The organism is Tepidiforma sp. (assembly GCF_034432735.1).
Taxonomy (GTDB): Bacteria; Chloroflexota; Dehalococcoidia; order Tepidiformales; family Tepidiformaceae; genus Tepidiforma.
In genome coordinates this window covers 1-19,835 of sequence record NZ_DAOUBJ010000071.1, presented here as the reverse complement: position 1 = coordinate 19,835, position 19,835 = coordinate 1, and the positions used below count along the sequence as shown (strand labels likewise).

At 66.8% G+C, this 19,835-nt stretch carries 20 protein-coding genes and 1 tRNA gene; 7 read left to right on the top strand and 14 right to left on the bottom strand.

Annotated features, from left to right (window positions below; genetic code table 11):
- The first annotated feature begins 2 nt into the window (after positions 1–2).
- Entirely contained in the window at positions 3–2,075 is a 2,073-nt protein-coding gene (locus VAE53_RS06990; protein WP_322818648.1) for a thioredoxin domain-containing protein, read from the top strand.
- Here VAE53_RS06990 and VAE53_RS06985 read toward each other — a convergent pair.
- The 4 genes from VAE53_RS06985 to VAE53_RS06970 all read right to left on the bottom strand — a co-directional run bounded on the left by VAE53_RS06985 (position 2,072) and on the right by VAE53_RS06970 (position 5,565).
- A complete protein-coding gene (locus VAE53_RS06985; RefSeq protein ID WP_322818647.1) occupies positions 2,072–2,818 on the bottom strand; it encodes an acetoacetate decarboxylase family protein in 747 nt (248 codons plus the stop codon). The genes VAE53_RS06990 and VAE53_RS06985 overlap by 4 nt on opposite strands.
- 1 nt (position 2,819) lies before the next feature.
- Positions 2,820–3,929: an LLM class flavin-dependent oxidoreductase gene (locus tag VAE53_RS06980; protein WP_322818646.1), complete on the bottom strand. Its 1,110-nt coding sequence runs from the start codon at positions 3,927–3,929 to the stop codon at positions 2,820–2,822.
- A gap of 90 nt (positions 3,930–4,019) precedes the next feature.
- On the bottom strand, positions 4,020–4,709 hold the full coding sequence (locus tag VAE53_RS06975; protein WP_322818645.1) for a hypothetical protein: 690 nt from the start codon (positions 4,707–4,709) through the stop codon (positions 4,020–4,022).
- 4 nt (positions 4,710–4,713) lie between these two features.
- Positions 4,714–5,565, bottom strand: coding sequence for a DegV family protein (locus VAE53_RS06970; protein ID WP_322818706.1), 852 nt, complete (start codon positions 5,563–5,565; stop codon positions 4,714–4,716).
- A gap of 89 nt (positions 5,566–5,654) precedes the next feature.
- On the opposite strand from VAE53_RS06970, the gene VAE53_RS06965 reads away from it, so the two are divergent.
- Positions 5,655–6,812, top strand: a complete 1,158-nt coding sequence (locus VAE53_RS06965; RefSeq protein ID WP_322818644.1) for an LLM class flavin-dependent oxidoreductase — start codon at positions 5,655–5,657, stop codon at positions 6,810–6,812.
- Between the two features lie 16 nt (positions 6,813–6,828).
- On the opposite strand, the gene VAE53_RS06960 is transcribed toward VAE53_RS06965, so the two are convergent.
- From VAE53_RS06960 to VAE53_RS06935, 6 genes are all read right to left on the bottom strand, one after another.
- Positions 6,829–7,233, bottom strand: coding sequence for a DUF6285 domain-containing protein (locus tag VAE53_RS06960; protein ID WP_322818643.1), 405 nt, complete (start codon positions 7,231–7,233; stop codon positions 6,829–6,831).
- Positions 7,233–8,243 (bottom strand): phosphotransferase family protein, encoded by a 1,011-nt coding sequence (locus VAE53_RS06955; RefSeq protein WP_322818642.1) that lies wholly within the window; start codon positions 8,241–8,243, stop codon positions 7,233–7,235. The genes VAE53_RS06960 and VAE53_RS06955 overlap by 1 nt, the downstream gene beginning before the upstream one ends.
- 3 nt (positions 8,244–8,246) lie before the next feature.
- The gene (locus VAE53_RS06950; protein WP_322818641.1) at positions 8,247–9,200 is read right to left on the bottom strand and encodes a hypothetical protein; all 954 of its coding nucleotides are present in this window, start codon (positions 9,198–9,200) and stop codon (positions 8,247–8,249) included.
- An 89-nt stretch (positions 9,201–9,289) separates the two neighbouring features.
- Positions 9,290–11,464: a copper resistance protein CopC gene (locus VAE53_RS06945; RefSeq protein WP_322818640.1), complete on the bottom strand. Its 2,175-nt coding sequence runs from the start codon at positions 11,462–11,464 to the stop codon at positions 9,290–9,292.
- The gene (locus VAE53_RS06940) at positions 11,461–12,036 is read right to left on the bottom strand and encodes a copper resistance protein CopC (protein WP_322818639.1); all 576 of its coding nucleotides are present in this window, start codon (positions 12,034–12,036) and stop codon (positions 11,461–11,463) included. The genes VAE53_RS06945 and VAE53_RS06940 overlap by 4 nt, the downstream gene beginning before the upstream one ends.
- A gap of 140 nt (positions 12,037–12,176) precedes the next feature.
- Entirely contained in the window at positions 12,177–13,349 is a 1,173-nt protein-coding gene (locus tag VAE53_RS06935; RefSeq protein WP_322818638.1) for an acyl-CoA dehydrogenase family protein, read from the bottom strand.
- 160 nt (positions 13,350–13,509) lie between these two features.
- On the opposite strand from VAE53_RS06935, the gene VAE53_RS06930 reads away from it, so the two are divergent.
- From VAE53_RS06930 to VAE53_RS06920, 3 genes are read left to right on the top strand one after another with little or no spacing between them, the layout of a single operon-like run.
- On the top strand, positions 13,510–14,604 hold the full coding sequence (locus tag VAE53_RS06930) for a TIGR03617 family F420-dependent LLM class oxidoreductase (protein WP_322818637.1): 1,095 nt from the start codon (positions 13,510–13,512) through the stop codon (positions 14,602–14,604).
- Between the two features lie 23 nt (positions 14,605–14,627).
- Positions 14,628–16,307 (top strand): alkaline phosphatase D family protein, encoded by a 1,680-nt coding sequence (locus VAE53_RS06925; RefSeq protein ID WP_322818636.1) that lies wholly within the window; start codon positions 14,628–14,630, stop codon positions 16,305–16,307.
- A gap of 32 nt (positions 16,308–16,339) precedes the next feature.
- Entirely contained in the window at positions 16,340–16,699 is a 360-nt protein-coding gene (locus tag VAE53_RS06920) for a DUF192 domain-containing protein (protein WP_322818635.1), read from the top strand.
- 216 nt (positions 16,700–16,915) lie between these two features.
- Here VAE53_RS06920 and VAE53_RS06915 read toward each other — a convergent pair.
- The 4 genes from VAE53_RS06915 to VAE53_RS06900 all read right to left on the bottom strand — a co-directional run bounded on the left by VAE53_RS06915 (position 16,916) and on the right by VAE53_RS06900 (position 18,985).
- Positions 16,916–16,992 (bottom strand) — tRNA-Met (locus VAE53_RS06915).
- 43 nt (positions 16,993–17,035) lie between these two features.
- Complete coding sequence (locus tag VAE53_RS06910) at positions 17,036–17,794, bottom strand: metallophosphoesterase (protein WP_322818634.1); 759 nt, start codon at positions 17,792–17,794, stop codon at positions 17,036–17,038.
- A complete protein-coding gene (locus tag VAE53_RS06905; protein ID WP_322818633.1) occupies positions 17,787–18,320 on the bottom strand; it encodes a DinB family protein in 534 nt (177 codons plus the stop codon). The genes VAE53_RS06910 and VAE53_RS06905 overlap by 8 nt, the downstream gene beginning before the upstream one ends.
- Positions 18,317–18,985 (bottom strand): class I SAM-dependent methyltransferase, encoded by a 669-nt coding sequence (locus VAE53_RS06900; RefSeq protein ID WP_322818632.1) that lies wholly within the window; start codon positions 18,983–18,985, stop codon positions 18,317–18,319. Before VAE53_RS06900 ends, VAE53_RS06905 begins: the two co-directional genes overlap by 4 nt.
- A gap of 127 nt (positions 18,986–19,112) precedes the next feature.
- Here VAE53_RS06900 and VAE53_RS06895 point away from each other — a divergent pair, with 127 nt between their 5' ends.
- On the top strand, positions 19,113–19,415 hold the full coding sequence (locus tag VAE53_RS06895) for a putative quinol monooxygenase (protein ID WP_322818631.1): 303 nt from the start codon (positions 19,113–19,115) through the stop codon (positions 19,413–19,415).
- Positions 19,416–19,471: 56 nt separating this feature from the next.
- On the top strand, positions 19,472–19,835 hold a 364-nt coding region (locus VAE53_RS06890; RefSeq protein ID WP_322818630.1), incomplete at its 3' end, for an undecaprenyl-diphosphate phosphatase.

Sequence of the window (19,835 nt, the reverse complement as noted above, 5' to 3'; positions counted from 1 at the left end):
GCATGCCGAATCGCCTCGCCAACGAAACCAGCCCCTACCTCCTCCAGCACGCCGACAACCCCGTCGATTGGTACCCATGGGGCAGCGAGGCGTTCGAACGGGCCCGTGCCGAAGACAAGCCGATCCTCCTTTCGGTCGGCTACAGCTCCTGCCACTGGTGCCACGTCATGGCGCACGAATCCTTCGAGAACCCCGCGGTCGCCGAGCTGATGAACCGCCACTTCATCAACATCAAGGTCGACCGCGAAGAACGCCCCGACGTCGACGCTGTCTACATGGCCGCCGTCCAGGCCATCTCCGGCCAGGGCGGCTGGCCCATGACCGTCTTCCTCACCCCCGAAGGCGAGCCGTTCTACGCAGGTACCTACTTCCCGCCCGAAGATAGCCACGGCCGTCCCGGTTTTCCCCGCGTCCTCGAGTTCCTCGCCGAAAAATGGCGGTCCGACCGTCAACGCATCCTCGAATCTGCCCGCGGCCTCACCGAGCACCTGCGCACCGCCGCCTCTCGCCCCGCCGGCCCCGGCGACGGCATCGACGCGGCCACTACCGCCCGCGCCGTCGAGGCCTTCGCCGAGTCCTTCGACACCAAATGGGGCGGATTCGGGATGGCTCCGAAGTTCCCCTCGCCGTCCAACCTCGAATTTCTCCTCGCCTATTCCGCTCTACACCCCGACACCCAAGCCGGGCAGGGAGCTCGCGCCATGGCCCTCCACACCCTCCGGGCCATGGCCACCGGCGGAATCTACGACCAAATCGGCGGCGGATTCTCACGCTACAGCGTCGACGAAGCCTGGATAGTCCCCCACTTCGAAAAGATGCTCTACGACAACGCCCAGCTCGCCCGGCTCTACCTCCACGGCTACCAACTCACCGGCGACGGAGGCTTCGCCCGAGTCGTCCACGAAACCCTCGAGTTCCTCCTCCGCGAGATGCAAGATCCCGCCGGCGGCTTCTACGCCGCACTCGATGCCGACAGCGAAGGCATCGAAGGCAAGTACTACCTCTGGACCACCACCGAGCTCGAGCACGTCCTCGGCGAGGATGCTGAACTCGCCATCGCCTGGTACGGCGTCACCCCCGAAGGGAACTTTCACGACCCCCACCATCCCGAAATCACCGGCCGCAACGTCCTCACCGCCCGTCCCGACGTCGAGGACCTCGAGCGACGCTTCGGCCCCCTCGACCACATCCTCGACCGCATGGAAACCATCCAGGAGCGCCTCTTCTACGCCCGCCAAGAGCGCGTGCCCCCAGGACTCGATGACAAAATCCTCACCGACTGGAACGGCCTCGCCCTCGCCGCCCTCGCCGAGGCCGCGCGCGTGCTCGGCGAACCAGCCTACGGCATCGCCGCCAAGCGCCTCGCCGAATTCCTTCGCGAGAGCCTCTGGCGCGACGGCCTGCTCTACCACACCTGGAAGGCAGGTCAGGCCCGCATCCCCGGCATGCTCGACGACTACACCTACCTCGGACTCGGCCTCGTCGAGCTCTACAAAACCACCGGCGACCTCCAGTGGCTCCAGTGGGCGCGCGAACTATGGGAAACGACCCTCGCCCGTTTCCACGACCCCCAGAGCGGCACCTTCTTCGACACCGCGAGCGATGCCGAACCGCTCATCGTCCGGCAACGCAGTTTCTTCGACGCCGCCACACCTTCCGGCAACGGCTCCGCCGCACTCCTCGGCCTTTGGCTCGGCCGTTACTTCGGCGTTGCAGCTTGGGAGCGCACCGTGGATTCCGTTGTCGCAGCCGTCGCCGACCATCTCCTTCGCGCCGTCACTGGGTTCGGCACGATTCTCCAGACCATCGAGTTCACGCTCGCGCCGCATCGCGAAATCGTCATCGTCGGCCAGCCAGAAGCACGCGGGCCCTTCGAATCCATTCTCGCCGACCGCTACCTGCCCTTTACCGTCATCGCACCAAGCTCCGACGCCCAAGGGCTCGCCCTCTTCGAAGGCCGCGAACCGGACGACGACCGCGCGCTTGCGTACGTCTGCGAGAACATGGCGTGCCGAACGCCCGCCACGACGCCCTCCGAACTCGCGGCCCAACTCGGGCCAGCGACCGTCCCCTAGATTCGCTCCACCGCGGCCAGCGGCGGCTTGGCCGGGTCGACCAAATAACGCAGCTCCGGCATCGCAACATCAGCCACTGCGTACGACGCGCTGACTGGCCAGTACGGGTCCGCTCCGGGGAGCCCGAAAGCATCACCGTCGAATACCAGCAGCTCCGGCACCCCCCGCTCGGCGCCATGAAACTGATATTCAGGGTCAACCTGGATGAGTCGCGGAACCACCCGCCCCTCACGTTCCACCCGCGCCGCGTTCAGCGTCGCCAGATACTGGATGTCCCCTCCACTGATCGCCAACGGGTCGACGAGGTGGGCCTCCAAAACCAACGCGCCCGCCTCGGCCACCCTCACCCAACACCGGTCGTAGCGCCGAGCGAACCCGATATCCGCTGGCGCCAGCGGATAGCCCCATCGTGCAGCTAGCGCCTCGCGCGCCTCCGGCGAATCGCAGAACGCACGTACGCTCAGCGCGCGTGGGCGGGCCCCCGAACGGCAGCCGACCTTCGCTTCGACGAGCGTGAACGGCCCGGCTGGGCTCTCCGGCACTCGCCACGCGGTGACCACCAGCGTCGGCGGAATCGTCGGGTGAAGCGCAGGTGGCAACAGGCTCGTCATGCCAGATTGGTCGATCTCGTACATCAGCTGCAGAATTTGGACACCCGACAGCCGCCATGGCTCCTCGGCTGGCGGGTCGAGCAGCGGGCCGCTCGCAAAATCGCTCGATGGACGCGTTCCTACGAGCGGCATCTCAATCCCCTCCCACCGCGACCGTCGCCTTCGTCGGCTTCTCCGCGAACTTGGGCATCACCTCCTTGGCGAACAGGCGCAAGCTTGCCAGCACCTCTTCCTGCGGCACCGTCTCGATCGCGTTCAACAGGAAGTTGATCCGGTCGACCCCGACCGATTCCCACTTCCTCACGACCTCCACGATCCGGTCCGGGTTGCCGATGCAGAGCCCCTCCGGGATCTGCCCCTCCGGTGCGCTCGTCGCCTCCCGGCGGAGCGCCGGCAGCAACCCAAGGTTCGGGTACGAACGCGTCGGATACGCCTGCCGCGCGGCCAGCAGCTGCTCCGCGAGATAGTTGAACGTCCCCGCGAGCCGCTGCCCCGTCTTCGCCCCGTACTCGTTGTCTTCATGGCAGAACAGGAAATTCACCGTATTCACCTGCTCGTTCACGAACGAACCCACCGGATCGCAATACCGGATGCGCCGCCGGTATTCCGCGATCTTCTTCTCCTGCTCCGCGAACCCACCGAACGTCAGCCCGAGGCTCCCCATCCCACGGTCGGCCGCATCCAGCTCCGTTCCCGGGCTCGTCACCGCCACCCACATCGGCGGGTGTGGCTTCTGCAGCGGCTTCGGCAGCACCGCGCGCTGCGGCATGCTGAACGCTCGCCCCTGGTAGCCAAACCGCTCCTCCGTCCACATCTTCGGGATGACGCGAACCCACTCGTCCCAAGTCTTCTTCGTTTCGTCCGGGTCCGCCCCCATCCCACCGAGCTCCGTCCAGGTCGCCGACCGACCAGTCCCGAACTCTAGCCGCCCTCCCGACACGATATCCATCGTCGCCGCGACCTCCGCGGCCTTGATCGGGCTATTGAACTCGGGCACACAGACCACGATTCCCCGACCGATACGGATGTTCTTCGTCACCATCGCGCACGCCGTCAGGAACACCTCGGGGGCGGAACAGTGCGAATACTCCTCGAGGAAGTGATGTTCGACAGCCCACACCTGATCGAAGCCTAGCTCGTCCGCCAGCTTCACCTGCTCCAGACAGTTCTGGTAAACCTCGTACTCCGTCGTGGGCCCCCATGGCCGCGGGACTGAAATTTCGTAAAAGATGCCGAATTTCATGTTCTCGGAACCCTCCTCCTTCGGTCTGCCTGCCCGTGGGGCCGAATCTAACACAGCCGCCGGCGTCCTGCCCGTTGCACAGGCGGCTATCTAGGACAGCACCATCGGCGCCGGCACCTTCGCCGGCCCTATCGCAAGCCGACCCTCCGCCATACACGCCGAAATCGGCAACAGCGTTCGCAGCTGGTACCACGGGTCGGCGCGATCGAGCCCCCTTGCTGGCGTCATCGCGGCCCCCTTCGAAAGCCACGCAGCCGTCGCACCGACTTCGACCGGCGCCTCCGCCAGCACATCCCTCCCTCCTTCCGACGCATAGACCACCCATCCATCCCACCGCAGCATCGCCGGGTCGATCGCATACGGCCTCGGGAAGCTCGCCTCCACCAACAGCTTCCCCTCCCGGCTGATCTGGACCGCGAAATCCTCGCCGACTCGCCCGACGTCCACCTCGCCCGATCGGAGCGGCCCCCAAAGCGCCGGCAGGCGGGCGCTCCCAACGCTCACCGCCTCGACCAGCACGTTCCGCGGGATCATGCGAAACCGACCGCCGACCGAAAGCACAGCGAACTCCAGCCGCCCGCGCTCACCCTCCCCAAGTACGACCAACAACCGCCCGTAACACGGAATCGGCCGCGTCACGTCCACAGGCATCCAGCGCAGCGCCGCGTCCCGGTCCACCTCGAACGTGAGCTGCAACCATCGCCCCTCGATAACGAGGGGCCCAGCGTCGAACCCTTCCGGCGCGAGCCCCTCGATCGTACGCAAACCACGGTCTGGCACCTTCCTACCCTCCTGCGCCAACCGGCGCAATGCCAATCGCGACCGCGCCTGGTCCAACCACCGCGCCGATCGCCATCGAGAGCTCCGTCACAAAGAGCCGCTCCACCGAGTAACGCGCCCGCAGCCGGTCGGCCGCTTCCTCAGCGAGGCCCGGGGCCCCGGCGTGCGCAACGACGCCGTTCAGCACCGAATCTCCGGCCCGCTCGCCAACCTTTCGGATCGCAACCTCCAGCGCCTCCTCGTGCGTCGATGCGCGGGCCACCCCCGTCACCCGCGTCCCGATGCGCACAACCGGCCAATCGCCATCCAAGTCGCCCAGCCGCTCCTCTACCATGGCCAGCCGACCCGCCGCCCCCAGCCAGCTGGTCGTCTCGGGCACCACGAGCGCATCGGCACGGGGCGCGAGTTCCTCCAGTTGCGCCAGGAGGGCGTCCAGGTCGGTGCCGGCAAGCGCTAGCTCGGCCGCCGTCGCCAACAGCGCGCCGAGCCCCGCGTGCCCGACACCCGGGTTCGAAATCTTGATCCGGGCCGTCGGGACCTCGTCCTGCACCGTCAACATCGCCGCCGAAGCCGTCGTGAAGCTCGGGCTCACATCGAACGGCGTCACCAGACAAAGCACCGCTTGCCCACGCTCGGCCGCCGGCCGGAAATGCTCCAAAAACGCCGCCTCGGCCGGTGCGAAGGTACGGGGCACTCCCGCCCCGGCCCGCATGCGGTCGTACGCCGCCCGCCAGGCCAGCTCATCGTCCACGACCCGTTCGTCGGCGAAGGCGAAACTCCCCCGCGCGACCGCGATCCCAAGCTCCGCAGCCGCCGTGCCACCCAGACACGTCGTCGTGTCCGTCACCAGTCGCACCTTCGCCAAAGGCACCCTCCGGAGCCCGGTGGCAGGATGCTAGCATAATCGTTAGCCTTCGGCTTACGACCTCCCGGGGTGATGCGCCAATGAAATTCGGCATCTTCTATGAGCACTCCGTCCTCAAGCCATGGGATGACCACTCCGAGCACCGCGTGCTCCACCAGGCCGTCGAACAGGTCGTCCTTGCCGACGAGCTCGGGTTCGATCAGGTGTGGGAGGTCGAGCATCACTTCCTCGAAGAGTATTCCCACTCCTCCGCGCCAGAAGTTTTCCTCTCCTACTGCGCAGCCAAGACCAAGAACATCCGCCTCGGGCACGGCATCGCCCTCATGCTCCCGCCCGTCAACCACCCGGCGCGCGTCGCCGAGCGTGCCGCCACCCTCGACATCCTCAGCAACGGTCGCCTCGAGTTCGGAACAGGCCGCGCCGCCACCTGGACCGAACTCGCCGGATTCGGCTGCGAGCCCGACCTCACGAAAGAAATGTGGGACGAGTGCACCCGCGCCGTCGTCAAAATGTGGACGGCCGACAACTTCTCCTGGAGTGGCCGCCACTTCTCGATGCCCCAGCGGAACGTCATCCCGAAACCCCTCCAGAAGCCCCACCCGCCGCTCTGGGTCGCCGTCCAGTCGCCCGAGACCGCCGTCCAAGCCGGCGAGCGCGGCATGGGCATGCTCGGCGTCACGCTCGGCGCCCCCCTCGATTACCAACAGATGGTCAAGGATTACCGCCGTGCCATCCGCACTTGCGAGCCGATCGGCGAGACCGTCAACGAGCAAGTCAACGGCGTCGCCTTCATGTACTGCGACGAGGATGACGCGCGCGCAAAGGCCATCGGCGGAATGGCGGCGTTCCAGTTCGGACTCCGCGCGGCCCACCTCGTAGGGGTCGGCAGCATCTACCCCTCGCCCGCTTACCACGCCCACGCCAGCGCTGCCCCGCTCCGCAACCGCCCCGGCGACGTCGTCGGGCCCGTCCGCGAGGGCACCCCGATCGGCGACCCGCAAGCGTGTATCCAAGCCCTCAAGTGGTGGGAAGAAGTCGGCGTCGACCGCATGGTCTTCCTCATCGATACCGGCGAAACCATCCCGCAGGAGCAAGTGCTCGCCAGCCTCCGACTCTTCGCCCAAGAAGTCATGCCAGAGTTCACCCGGAAGGAACGAGCCGAGGCGAAAAGGCTCGCCGAGGCCGCGGCACGCGAAGCCGCCCTTCGCCAAGCCGCCAACATCCCGATGCCTACCTGACCCACCTCGATCAGGATCAGGCGCGGTCGCGGTACTCCTCAGCCAGCGCCGGATTCGAGACTGCCAGCTTGTCCAGCGTGACGGTCCGCAAATGGCCGAGCACGGCCAGCCGCCACGGCCCCTCGTCCGCTTCCCCTTTCCGGATCCGGTCGCAGAGCGCTTCGTTTCGGCGCTCGAGTGCCTCGCGCACGTTCGACAGGCGTGGCGGCATCGGCTCCACGCCCAGGAGATGGTCGAGGCCATCCCACTCCCGCGCGAGGTGCTCCTCCATCGTCGCCAGCTCTCGCCGGAGCATTTCCACAACGTTCATCGCCACCCGCGCATGAAAGCTCAGCCGCCCCTGTGTGTTCGGCATCACATCGTCGCGGAGGTAGCCCGCCACCGCCTCGAGCAGTTCGTCGTACGTCGGCCGGTCCTGCATCAATCCCACCTCCCCTCGAGGAGCTCGAGTAGCACGATCTCCGTCTCCGCCGTCCGCCGGCCGATCGCTGCCAGTTCGACGCTTCGATTTCGCCCGGTCAGGTAGGTCGCTGCTTGCGTCATCGTGATCACGCCCCACTTCAAATTGCCGAACATCTCGAACCACAGGAAGTGTTGGCGGTTCACCGTCCGCCCGCCCGCAGCCTCGTACGCTTCGATGAACGCCTCTCGTGTCCCGACCCCGGCGATAGGCAGCTTCCCCCCGAAGCGCCACGACTTCACCGCCAGCCAGCCGAGGTCCTCCATCGGGTCGCCCCAGTGCGCGAGCTCCCAATCGAGAATGCCGCGAACCCCCGTCTCGTCGAAGATGAAATTCCCTAACCGGAAGTCACCGTGGACCAGCACCTCCTCGCCCAGCGGCGGGAGGTGCTGCCTGAGCCAGCGAATCGCAAGCTCGAACACCGGATGCGGGTCCAGTTCCGCCGTTCGGTAGCTGTTCTCGTAATAATCGAGCTGCGCCTCCGCTGCGCTCTTGCCCGCCGGCGGCCGTTCCAGGGCGCTCAGCTCGGGGTGGTCGCCTTCCCGAATGCTGTGAATCCGAGCCAGGTCCCGTGCCAGCTGCATGGGGATAACCTCGCGCGCCTTCGCGTATTGCGGGCCGCGAATCAACCGAGCGCCCAGCGTCTCTCCTGGCACCCGCCGCATCACGAAGAACTTCACCGGAAACGTCTCGTCACCGTCCCAGAGCGGCTCGGGCACGGTGACCCCCGCATCCCAGGCAGCCTTGATGAGGTGAAACTCCAACTCCCGCCCAGGAATGGTCGGCGCCCCGGGCACCGGATCGGCCCTCAGGATACCCTCGATCCTCCCCGCCGGTGTTTCCGCGTCGAACGCCCACGTCTCCCGCGATGCGCCCCCGGAAAGGCGGACGAGATTCGAAACCGTAACTCCACCGCCGGTCCGCGCCGCCAGGAACCGCTCCAACCCGAGCTGGACTTCCTCCCGTTGCACGGCCTACTCGACCTGGTCGAGGTACTCGCTGAGGCCGTACCCTCTCCGCTCACCGTCCAACACGTACTCGGTCATCCCCTCGCCGATGTGCGTGAATTTGCCCGCACGACGATTCCGCAACGGGATGAATCCGCGCACCGTGCCCTCGATCTCGTGGACCTCGCCGTTCGCCAGCGTCACCGTCGCTTTCAGCGCTCGGTGGTAATTCGTCCCCTCCTCGTACTCCGTCTCGAGCGCAATGTCCTTGACATTGATGATCGTATCGGGCCCCTTGTGGAACACCCCACCGATCCGTTCGCCAACGATCGAAAGCACCATCCCCAGATCGTCGCCGAAGTTACCAGTGATCCATCGATAGGAAGGAGTCGATTGCCAGTAGCGAGGGCCCCAGGAGTGGTCCCGCAATCCGTAGCCCGTGATCGGGAGCTCCGGCCCATCGCCCAGTTGCAGCGTCCCCGTCACCCGCATGTGCTGTTCGTAATGCGCACGCGCGAACTCGTTTTGCGAATTCGCATCCGCCACGTGTCCGTAAATCGGCCCGACTCCCTCGTGCACCAGATCCAGCCGAATGCGCTGATGTGGATTCTCCTTGAACGCCACGCTCGGCTCGCGCATCTCCCGAGGATCCTTCAGGTAGACCACCGAGCCCTCGTAGGTCGTCCGCAACCGCTGCCCGGGTTCTAGCACTTCGACCTGGAGCCCGCCAGCATTCCAGCCATCGTTGCTCGAAATTTGCGGCCGCTTGTAATTGAAGAGCGCCGATCCGTCCGGCTGATAGACGATGACCGTGACCTCCGCATACCCCTCGTTCGCCCGGTTGCCAATGCGCAGAAAGCCGCCCATCTGCCGCTCCCGGTCGAAAAAGTTGAAGTAGACCGATTCGTTGAAGTTCTCCTCCGGCCCCAACGGATGGGTGAAATCGTCCTCGGGGCGCACATTCCCGATGATGGTGACCATCGTCTCGAACCTCCTGCCGGTGCTGTCTCCCGGCAGCCCCGGATCATACCCGAGCTGCCGCGCCCTCGCCCGGAGGCCGATCACGCGGCCTACTGCGTCACTGGCGCCAGCGTCCGTAGATAGTTCACGAGATGCCAGATCTCCTCGTCCGTGAGCCCCTGCTCCCTCCACGCCGGCATCGCCGTTCCCGGGATCCCGTCTGCGATGAATCGATAGAGCTGCCCGTCCGGGTGCTGCGGAACATGGACCGTCAGGTCCAGCGGGTAGGGCTCCAGGTTCAGGCCGGGTGGAGGAACGCCCGTGCGACCGTGGCATTTGACGCAGTTCGCTTCGTACAGCGCCCGCCCGCGCGCGATCGAATCCGCATCCGGAAACACCGGGTTCGTCGGTAGCCCCGCCTGCGGCTCGTGAGCATGCACCCCAAACAGCAGGAGCGTTCCCAGCCCCACACCCGCCAGCGTCCCGGCGCTCGTCGCCCACCCGAGGCGGTGGTGCAGCTGGCGTGCCCAGCCACGCGCCAAGGCAAGTCCCATCCCGGCCAATAGCGCCACCAGCCCGCCAAACTGGTTCCAAGAAACCCCGGCCGCCGGCAACGACCACCCCCCGCCACCAGGCGGGGCCGTGGCGGCGAACGCCCCCGACGGCCGCACATCGAAAAAGGTCCGCACATCGTCAGCATCCGCCCGCCGGACCTCCACCTCGACGCGCCAGCGGCCTTCCAGCGGCAGATAGGGACCCCGTGCGACGAACTCGCCGCCCCCTTGCGCAGTCAAGGTCAGCACCGAGGGGCCGAGCGTCTGGTCCTCCTGGTAACGGAAAACCAACCGCACGAGCTGCGCGTCGACGGCCTCTCCGGTCGCCCTGGCCAGCCGTACCCGGAAATCGTTCAGCCCCGTGCGATTCGGGTCGACCCTCAGCGTCACCGCCAAGTCACCGGCGGGCGCGGTCATCTCGAATGGGCGGCGCTCCGGCTCCAGCACGATCGAGCGGCTCGTCGTCGTCTGGCTCAGCAACGCCGCTGCAGCGACCACGAACAGCCCCACCGCCAGTTCTGCCGCCGCGCCGAACAGAAATCGTCGCGGTTCACCACGGCGCTCCTCCATCAGCCGAACGCGCCCCAGGCGCGCGTTGTACAGCCCGATAGCGAGCAACGGCGCCACCAGCGCCACCTTGGCCAGCAACACCAGGCCGTACCGGGTCTCCATCAGCTTCGCTCCGGCGTCGACGTGGACCAACGCCGCCAGCAAGCCGGTCGCCAGCAGCACATAGACCAGTACCGAAGCGAGCCGTGTGAAGCGTCGCATCAGGGGCCGCCACGGGTCCCGCCGCTCCCCGAACCGGGCGGCGACGACCGCCCCCGCCACTGCGCCCATCCAGCCGATCGCCGACCCCGCATGCACGACGTCGATGGCCATCGCCCAGTTGCTCCCGGGCACGGCTGCCGCATGGCTCGTCGCGGTGAACGTCCACAGCTGCCCACCTGCCGTTCCGAGCACCACCAGCGGTGCCGCCCGCGGCGCTCGCCGGAAGGCGGCCGCTGCTCCCAGCATCGCTCCTACCAAGACCAATCGGGCGAGCCAATACCGACCCACCCGCGTTTCGAGCACCGCTGCCCCTGGCGCGAGCCCCTGGTACGTATCCAGCAACAGCGTCAGCGAAAGACCGGCTGCGACGAGGCTCGCTGCCCCGCCCAGCAGTGCCGCCTGCCCGAGGCGGATCCGAATGCCCCCCGGCGCCTCGGGCCAGAGCAGTGCCAAGACCGACGCGCCAGCAGCCAGGATCAGCCCCAGAAGCGCCAGGAACCTCACTGCCGTCCCGTCCGCGCGCCCGGGCCGGTCGGCATCGCTACTCATCAGGCCAACCACGTTGGTCGCGTCCGGGACCGAACCGTCCGGATTCAGCACCGTGAACGGAAACGAACCGGAAAGCGCATGGCCGTCGACCAGCGACACGTTGGCCCACACCACGTTGTAGACGCCCGGCAGGAGCTCCGGAACCGACGCACGCATCCTCGCCCCGGCGATGACGGGCGCCCCGACCGCTACTTCGTTCCCCCGTCCGTCGAGCAACCGCAATTGGCTCGCCCGTGCGTCGATTGGCTCCGTGAAATCGAGGATGACTTCGTTCGGTGTTTGCCGGAGAAACGCATTCGCCGCCGGCTCCGACGCCCTGAGGGCTGCGTGCGCCGATGCGTGCCCCGGCCGTCCAAACAGCCCACCGAGGGTCACGGCGATCACCAGCAGCAGAAGCGCCCGCCGCTTCATGCCCCGCGCCTGCTCACGATCACGCCCGCACCAATGCCCAACAGCAGCCCAATCGCCCCCAGCGCAGCCACCAGTACCCAGCCGGTGCCACCGTTCCCAGCCCCAGATTCGAGCCTCGGCGAGGCTCCCGTCTCCACATCGGGACTGCCGCCGAGCAGGCTCTCCCCCAAGACCTCCCGCCCCGGATGGGGCGTTGCCCCAGGGTCGACCCTGAATCGGAGCTCCCCGCTCGCCGCGTCGCCGTCGTCAGCGCTCAACGTCCTCCACCGCACGAGGTACTCCCCGGGTGGAAGGTTCGGAGGAAGCGCTACCGAAAGCCGTCGTCTGTCGTTGGCGTCGACCTGTGCATCTTCCGCCGTTACCTCATTGCCGCTCCCATCGAATACGTCGATCGCGTTGGCCCCTGGCCGACGCACCATGTCCTGCGTCATCACCAATACGACCTCGGTCGGCGGCGCGTCGAGCACCGCTCCGTCGCCCGGCCTCGCCCTGCTCGGCTCGGCATGCGCCGACGCCACAATCACGACTGCCAACGCCGCCATGAGAGCTGCCGCACCTGCAGCGAAACGCATCGGCACCAAGTCTACGGCCCCCTCCTCGCACGACAAGCACCAAAGGGGCCACAGAAACCCCGGTTTACCGCAGCCCGATCGAAGCGGGGGCCCGAGTTCCCACCCGAGCCCCCGCGTAGGTCGATAGAAAACTGCGCGCCTCAGCCGCGCGGGAGCCCCAGGCCGCGGGTCGCGATGATGTTCCGCTGAATCTCGCTCGTGCCTCCCGCGATCGTCGACGAGACCGTCTGGAGGTAGCTCCCCGGGGCCCTCCCCTTCATCGGAGCCTCGCGTCCCGTCAACAGCGCCGACGTCCCGAGCAGCTTCATCGCCGTCCGCGCGATGCGCTGGCTCAGCTCCGTATTGAACAGCTTCGCGATCGACGCCTCGTGATTCGGCACCCGCCCGGATGCCTGAATGCTGATGACCCGATAGCTCAACATCTTCGCGGTCGCCGCTTCGATCCAGCGGTCCGCGAACTCGCTCCGGAAGGCCGCACTCGCGCTCGCCGTGACTGGCTGCCCCTTGTGCTCGTGCCAATACCGGAGGTAGTACTCCAACGTCTGCCGCTGGCCGACCGCGTTCCCGATGGAGGAACGCTCGAAGTCCAGCGTCGTCGTCCCGATATACCATCCGCGGTTGATTTCTCCCACCACGTTCCGCGCCGGCACCCGCACGTCCTCGAAAAACACCTCGTTGAACTGGTGCCCGCCGGCCATGTTGATCAACGGCCGGACCGTAATGCCCGGGCTCTTCATGTCCACGAGAAAGTACGTGATACCCCGGTGCTTCGGCGCATCCGGGTCCGTCCGCGCCAGCATGAACATCCAGTCCGCATTGTGCGCCCCGGATGTCCAGATCTTCTGCCCATTGATGATGAAGTCATCCCCATCGCGCACAGCGCGCGTTTGCAGGCTCGCCAGGTCCGATCCCGAGCCTGGCTCGCTGTACCCCTGGCACCACTGCACCTCCCCACGAAGGATCGCGCCCAGGTGCTCCCGCTTCTGCTCGTCGTTGCCGTGGATAATGAGCGTCGGCCCGATCATCGAGACGCCCATGCCGCCCACCTGCGGCGCCCGCGCTTCCGCGAATTCCTCGTTCATGATGAATTGCTCCATCACGCCGAGCCCCGCCCCTCCGTACTCCTTCGGCCAGGCCGGCGCAATCCAACCCTGCTTCGCGAGCTTCTCGCGCCACTCCCGCAGTGCGCCACCACGCTCACGCGCCAGCTCCATCAGATTCGCATCCGGATCGACCTTGGGCCGTTCCTTCTCGAGAAATGCACGCACCGCGGCGCGCCACGCCGCCTGCTCCGGAGTATCTCGAAAGTCCATCGCCTTCTCCTACCCTATCGTTCGAAGCTCCGCGCACACTAACAAACCGCAACCCTGACGTAAAGGGAAAGGTACTTCGCCTCGCCCCCGCCGCATAGCAGCGCATCTGTCTTCGGCGTAGACTTCGCCCCAATCCCACCTTCCCCGAAAGGACACCCCGATGAAAGTAGGCTCAGGCTTCGGCGGGTCATGGCTCACCGCCGTCCCCGAACAAGCACGCCGCGCCGAGGAGCTCGGCTACGACTTCGCATCCACCCCGGAAACCCAACACGACTCCATCCTCGCCGCTACCATCGCCGCCTACACCACCGAAAAGCTCGAGGTCCAAACCAGCGTAACCATCGCCTTTCCCCGCTCCCCGACCGTCCTGGCCATGGAAGCCTGGGATATCCAGCACCTCAGCAAGGGCCGCTTCGTCCTCGGCCTCGGCTCCCAAGTGAAAGGCCATAACCAACACCGCTTCAGCGTCGACTGGCCCGGGGCTCCGGCCACCCGCATGAAGGAGTACATCAGGATGCTCCACGCCGTCTGGGACTCCTTCCAGGACGGCAAGAAACCCGAGTTCATCGGCCGCTTTTACCACTTCACCCTCATGACCCCGAACTTCAACCCCGGGCCGATCCCGTACCCACGCCCGAAAGTTGGTCTTGCTTGCGTCGGCGATGCAATGGCTCGCGTCGCCGGCGAAGTCGCCGATGTCGTCATGCCACACGGCTTCATGACCGATAAATACATGCGCGAGGTGGTCCTACCGAACGTCGCGATCGGCCTCAAGCGCTCCGGCCGAACCTGGCAGGACATCGAAATCGCCGGCGGCGGATTCACCGTATTCGGCGAAACCGAATCCGAAATCGAACAAGGCCTCGAACGCCTCCGCCAGCCCATCTCTTTCTACGGCTCCACCCGCTCCTACCACGAAGTCTTCGAAGTCCACGGGCTCAAGAGCCTCGGCATGCAGCTCCACGAGCTCTCGCTTCAGGGCAAGTGGGACGAAATGCAGCGGGTCATCCCCGAAGACGTCCTCCGCGTCTTCGCCCAGACATCCACCTACGACCGCCTGCCCGACTTCATCGCCAACCACCGCGAGTACGCATCGCGTATCACCCTGCCGCTTCCGGCCGCCACGCCCGAACAGCGCGAGCGCGCGAAGTACATCATCGAGCAGGTCAAGAAGGTCCAGGTGCCCAGAGCCCCACGGGGCCTCGAAGACCTCGCCGCCGTACCCGACCGTCCAAAGGCCGCCGCCCAACGCTGAGCCGAAGGCCTTTCCCCGGCGCTATGGCCGCACCCCGTGCCACCCGGATTCTTGCCGTCGTTCTGGCGCTCGTCGGCCTGGCCGCGATTCTCATCGCCAGCTTCGAGAGAGCCGGTGAACCCGCCCTCCTCGAACGCCCCTGGGAAGCGTCCGCCCTCTCTTGGGCCGCCCTCGTCTCCCTCTTCGGCACGGCTGCCTTTGTCCGTCGCCCCGCCTTCGCCAGCTTCCCTTGGCTTGCCACAGCCTGGTCCGTCGTCGCCGTCGCCTGGCTCGGAAGCGTCCCCCTCGTCGGGATAGCTGGGGCCTCGGTCCTTATCCTCGCCGCGGCCCTGTCGCTCGCACCAGCCGTCGCCAGGAGCCCACGTCCGGTGCTCACCAGGCTCGCCGGGTTCGTCGCACTGTGCACACTGCTCACAGGAGTCGGCGTTCGGGTCCACCAGGCCTACCTCGGCCCAACCCACCCGGCCTCGCCCCTGCGTCATCTTCCCGTCGAACTCGTCGAGTGGGCTTGGTCGGGCGCCGTAACCCAGCAGTCATTCGCCGTCACCGCCCGACTCGCAAGCACCGCCAGCGGCATCACCCCCGAGCTCATCGTCCGGGCGTCCGATGGCAGCGAGGTCGCCCGCGTACCCCCGACCGCCGTGAGCCCAGCCCGAATCGCCCGCTTCGAACCGACCGGACTTCAACCAGCCACCCGCTATCGATGGTCAATCGCCATCGGCGGACGCGAGGACAGAAGCCGGACTGGCACCGTCCAGACCTACCCCGATGGCGCCGCGACCTTCACCCTCGCCTTCGGCGCCTGCGCCCGAACCGGCTCCAGCGGACAGGTCTTCGACCGCATCCGCGAAGCCAACCCCCTCCTCTTCGTCCACACCGGCGACTTTCACTACGCGGATATCGACGAACCCGATCCCAAAGCCATTCGCGACGCCTTCACCCGCTCCTTGCGCGCGCCCGCCCAGCAGGCGCTCTGGCTCGACGTGCCGGTCGCCTACACCTGGGACGACCACGACTACGGCGGCAACGACAGCGACCGTACGACCGCCTCGCGCGAAGCGGCTCGCGCCGTCTATCGCGAGATCGTCCCGCACTACCCATTGCCGCTCGATGGCCCCATAGCCCAGGCGTTCACCATCGGTCGCGTCCGCGTCATCCTCACCGACACGCGCTCCGAACGCGCCCCTTCCCACCTCCCCGATGGGCCGTCCAAGTCCATGCTCGGAGCGCCCCAACTCGCATGGCTGTTCGACGAGCTCCTCGCGGCCCGCGACTCCGCGGCCCTCACGATCTGGGTCAATAGCGTCCCGTGGATTTCCAACGAGACCCGCAGCGACAACTGGGGCGCCTACGCCGAAGAGCGCCGCCGCATCTCCGACTTCCTCGTAGAAAACGGAATTCGCAACCTCGTCATGATCTCGGGCGATGCCCATATGCTCGCCGCCGATAGCGGCGCCAACAACCTGTACGCATCCAACGGAGCCGGTCCAGGCTTCCCCGTTTACCACGCCGCCGCCCTCGACCGCCGGGGATCGCTCAAAGGCGGCCCCTACACCGAGGGCGCCCACCCCGGCGGCGGCCAATTCGGCCTCCTGACCATCGAGGACCGAGATACCGAAATCCTCGTCACCTTCAGCGGCCGCAACTGGCGCGGCGAAGAACTGATACACCACAGAACTGTCTTCCCAGTGCCCCGCCGATAGCCCGACCGGCGCTGCCGAGGTACCCTCCCGTCGTGCCGCGTATCGTTCGCCTCGTGCACGAGCCAACCGGCCGGGTCCTTGGTGACCGTATCCAAGTCGCGGACACCTTCTGGACCCGCTTCCGCGGGTTGATGCTTCGCCGCCCACTCCAGCCCGGCGAGGGGCTCCTCATCGAACCATGCTCCTCTATCCACATGCTCCTCATGCGGTTCCCGATCGACGCTGTCTTCCTGGATGCCGATGGCGCAATCATCAGGGTCGCGGCGCGGGTCAAACCGTGGCTCGGCATCGCTACCGCCAAAGGCGCCCGCGCCGTCGTCGAACTCCCCGCTGGCGCAGCAGCCGCGCTCCAGCCCGGCGACCTCCTGCGCCAAGAGCCACCGACCCCATGAGCCGCCTTACGTCACGCGCACGCCGCCTACACCGTGTCGCCCCTACACCCGTTCGAACGATGCCAACATCGCGACCCACGACTGGCTCGCTCCGCGTGTCGAATGCGGAGCTCGAACGAAACGCGCCCCGGAGAACCCCGACGATCGCCTTGGAGTACCGGCCCGCCCACACATCGCCCCTCCGCCGCGCCCCACATCGGCCACGCAGCAAGGCCGTGGTAGCAGGGGGGAGGCTCGAACTCCCGACCTCACGATTATGAGTCGTGCGCTCTGACCGGCTGAGCTACCCTGCCACGCCCACCCTCAATCTACCACGGCAAGCCCTTAGCCGGCAGCCTACCGATCCACTCGCTCCACCCACCAGCGCACGCCTCCCCCGTCGAAGTCCACCACCGTGCACAGCCCTGCCCGACGGTTCGCCTCGCTCAACGCCATCGGTGCCCCGGAATATACTGCCGTCACGCCGCCGCAGCTCACGTCTGCGTGCGGCTCCCAATGCCCCAGCGCGATGTAGTCCCAGCGACCGCGGGCCCCGGCGATCTCCCGCTCGTGGATTGGCAGCGAACGGTGATTCTCCCCACCCTCTGGCACGAAGTGCCCGTGGGCCAGAGCCAGATGCCACCGCCTATCCAGCCGGTCCGGAAGACCCTCCAGTGGCCGGAAGTGCCAGTCGCTGTCCAAATAAGCCCGCCCCCAGACCACCAGGTCCAGCCCCTCCGGCTCGACCAGTTCACCGCGATGCTCCCGAACGATCGTCAGCCGCCGCGCGATGGCCTCCATGTCGTGTCGCCAGTAGATGCCCCCGGGATCCATCGGGTCGTGATTCCCCGGGATGAGAAACGCCTGGCCCTCGAACCGCGCAATCTGTCGCGCCGCCCACTCCACCGTCTCCGCCGACACCCGGTCGTTATCGAAGATGTCGCCAGCCAGCAAGAGCACCTGCGCACCGACCCGGTTCGCCAGGTCGATTACCCTGCAAAACGCCGCCTCCATCCGCTGCCGCCGCTCGACCCAGATGGGGGTATCGTTGCCCGCGTAGGCACCCAGGTGCACGTCAGACGTGTGCACCACCCGCAGTGGTCGCGGCTCACGCACGGAGAGCATCCCGCATGGCCGTCAGCTGGCGAGCATGGTCCAGCGCGTGCAGCCGCAAAAAGAGCAGCCACTCGCGCCAGTTGAGCATCCCGAAGAACGGGTGCTCCCAACGAACCTCGAGAAACGACCCGGGATCGGCAGCACGCACGTGCTCATAGAGCGAAACATTCGCTTGCCTCATCGCCTCGATCAGCGCCTCCCGCTCTGATGGCACTCCAGCGTCGTCCGGCGGCAGCGCGCCAGCAGGGATAGGTCCCGCCACCACCTCCCCGGTCAGCGCCGCGTGCAGCACCGCCCGTGCGACTTCGGAATTCCAATGCACCGTATGCTGCAAGCAATCCAGCGGGCTCCATTCCTCACCCGGCGGCCGCTCCCCGAACCGATCCCTCGGAACCGCCTCGGCAGCCGCGCACAACTCCGCCATGCCAGCCTCCACCCGCTCGATCAGCTCCTCGACGGAACTCGTTCCGGCCTTTTCCACCAGGTAGGCGCGGATTCTCTCCCGTTCGCTCGCTGGCAGCGTCACCGTTCACCTCCTTCGCCGGCGGCGCGCCGGTAAAACCGCAACTCGGAAAAACCAGCACCGCGGCGGGCTTTCAACCGCAGCGATCCAGATTCCGGCCAGCGGTGCCAGCGATGCTCCACCGTCACCACCGAACCGCCCGGTCGCACAGCCGCAGCCATCGCCTCGAAGGCAACTCCCCGCTCGTCAGGCGGAAGATGCCCGAGATAATGCGCTGCCACCACCGCATCGAAAACCCCCATCGCGCGCGAAAGGTCGCGCGCGTCGCCATGGATCACCGCGCCATCGCCGAGCCGTCCCCGCGCCATGCCCACAAAATACGGGGAAAGCTCGATGCCACGAAACTCCAAAGCGGGCAACCGGTTCCGCAAGCTCGCCAGCAGCCGCCCCGGCCCCGGTGCCACTTCCAGCACCCGCCGAGCCCCCGTCCGCTCGAGCCACCGCGCAATGAGCCTCGCCCCGCGTGAGCCGTTGCCCGTCCAGTACACGGGCCGCACCACCCGGTCGTAGAGCACCACACTCCGGTCCGAAAGGTACCCCTCGGGCAGACAGTGCCATCGCCGGAGATACCACGCCGGGTAACGAACCCCCGGCTCGGCCGCCGGATGGCGAAGCGCCGCCTCCAGCAGCTTCGCCGCCCTCCCACTTGGCAACGTCTGCAGCCACATCTCCGGCATTCTCGGCGGGCAGGTCCGTCCTGTCACGCAACTGGCCACGTCGCCGACCCATCGCGGCCACGACGCGCTCGCGCGAGCATCCCGTAGAATGCCAGCTCATCCCCTCGGAGGTCCGCCCTTGATCACCGTCGTCGCCAAGCTTCAGGCGCAGCCCGGCAAAGAAGCCGAACTGCGCTCCGCCCTCACCGAAATGGTCGCCGCCGTCAAAGAAAAAGAATCCGGCGCAGTGCCGACCTACTCCCTCCACGTCTCCGATAGCGACCCCACCACCTTCCTTTTCTACGAAAACTACCGCGACGCCGCGGCCTTCGAAGCCCACGGTAAAACCGACCACATGCGTGCCCTCGGCCCGAAGCTCGCCGGGCTCCTCGCTGGCCGCCCGGTCATCGAGCGCTACACCAGAATTGCCAGCGTCGACTGAACCAGCCCTAATCCTTCCCTGTTGCCCCTTAGCCCAACGCGCCTGAACGTTCCCACGTGGACCTCGTTCGCGCCGTTCTCCTTGGGCTCGTCCAGGGCCTCGCCGAATTCCTGCCCATCTCCAGCTCCGGACACCTCATCCTCGTCCCGGCGCTCTTCGGATGGGAAGACCAAGGGCTTGCCTATGATGTCGGCCTCCACGGCGGCACGCTCCTCGCACTTCTGGCGTACTTCTGGCGCGATTGGTATGTCATGTTCCGGACTGGAATCTCCGACCTCCTACGGTATCACACGCGGATCGCCGCCTGGCGCACCGATACCCGGCTACTCTGGCTCCTCGCACTCGGGTCCGTCCCCGGCCATCACGCCGGAACTGGTCAGTGCCGCCTCGCCGCTGGTCGGCAGCAGCGGTCAACTCCTG

Bases quoted from the DNA above. Each gene is read 5' to 3' on its own strand.
- VAE53_RS06990 (WP_322818648.1), top strand. From the start codon at position 3: ATGCCGAATCGCCTCGCCAACGAAACCAGCCCCTACCTCCTCCAGCAC.
- VAE53_RS06985 (WP_322818647.1), bottom strand. From the start codon at position 2,818: ATGCCGCTCGTAGGAACGCGTCCATCGAGCGATTTTGCGAGCGGCCCG.
- VAE53_RS06980 (WP_322818646.1), bottom strand. From the start codon at position 3,929: ATGAAATTCGGCATCTTTTACGAAATTTCAGTCCCGCGGCCATGGGGG.
- VAE53_RS06965 (WP_322818644.1), top strand. From the start codon at position 5,655: ATGAAATTCGGCATCTTCTATGAGCACTCCGTCCTCAAGCCATGGGAT.
- VAE53_RS06960 (WP_322818643.1), bottom strand. From the start codon at position 7,233: ATGCAGGACCGGCCGACGTACGACGAACTGCTCGAGGCGGTGGCGGGC.
- VAE53_RS06950 (WP_322818641.1), bottom strand. From the start codon at position 9,200: ATGGTCACCATCATCGGGAATGTGCGCCCCGAGGACGATTTCACCCAT.
- VAE53_RS06945 (WP_322818640.1), bottom strand. From the start codon at position 11,464: ATGAAGCGGCGGGCGCTTCTGCTGCTGGTGATCGCCGTGACCCTCGGT.
- VAE53_RS06940 (WP_322818639.1), bottom strand. From the start codon at position 12,036: ATGCGTTTCGCTGCAGGTGCGGCAGCTCTCATGGCGGCGTTGGCAGTC.
- VAE53_RS06935 (WP_322818638.1), bottom strand. From the start codon at position 13,349: ATGGACTTTCGAGATACTCCGGAGCAGGCGGCGTGGCGCGCCGCGGTG.
- VAE53_RS06930 (WP_322818637.1), top strand. From the start codon at position 13,510: ATGAAAGTAGGCTCAGGCTTCGGCGGGTCATGGCTCACCGCCGTCCCC.
- VAE53_RS06925 (WP_322818636.1), top strand. From the start codon at position 14,628: ATGGCCGCACCCCGTGCCACCCGGATTCTTGCCGTCGTTCTGGCGCTC.
- VAE53_RS06900 (WP_322818632.1), bottom strand. From the start codon at position 18,985: ATGTGGCTGCAGACGTTGCCAAGTGGGAGGGCGGCGAAGCTGCTGGAG.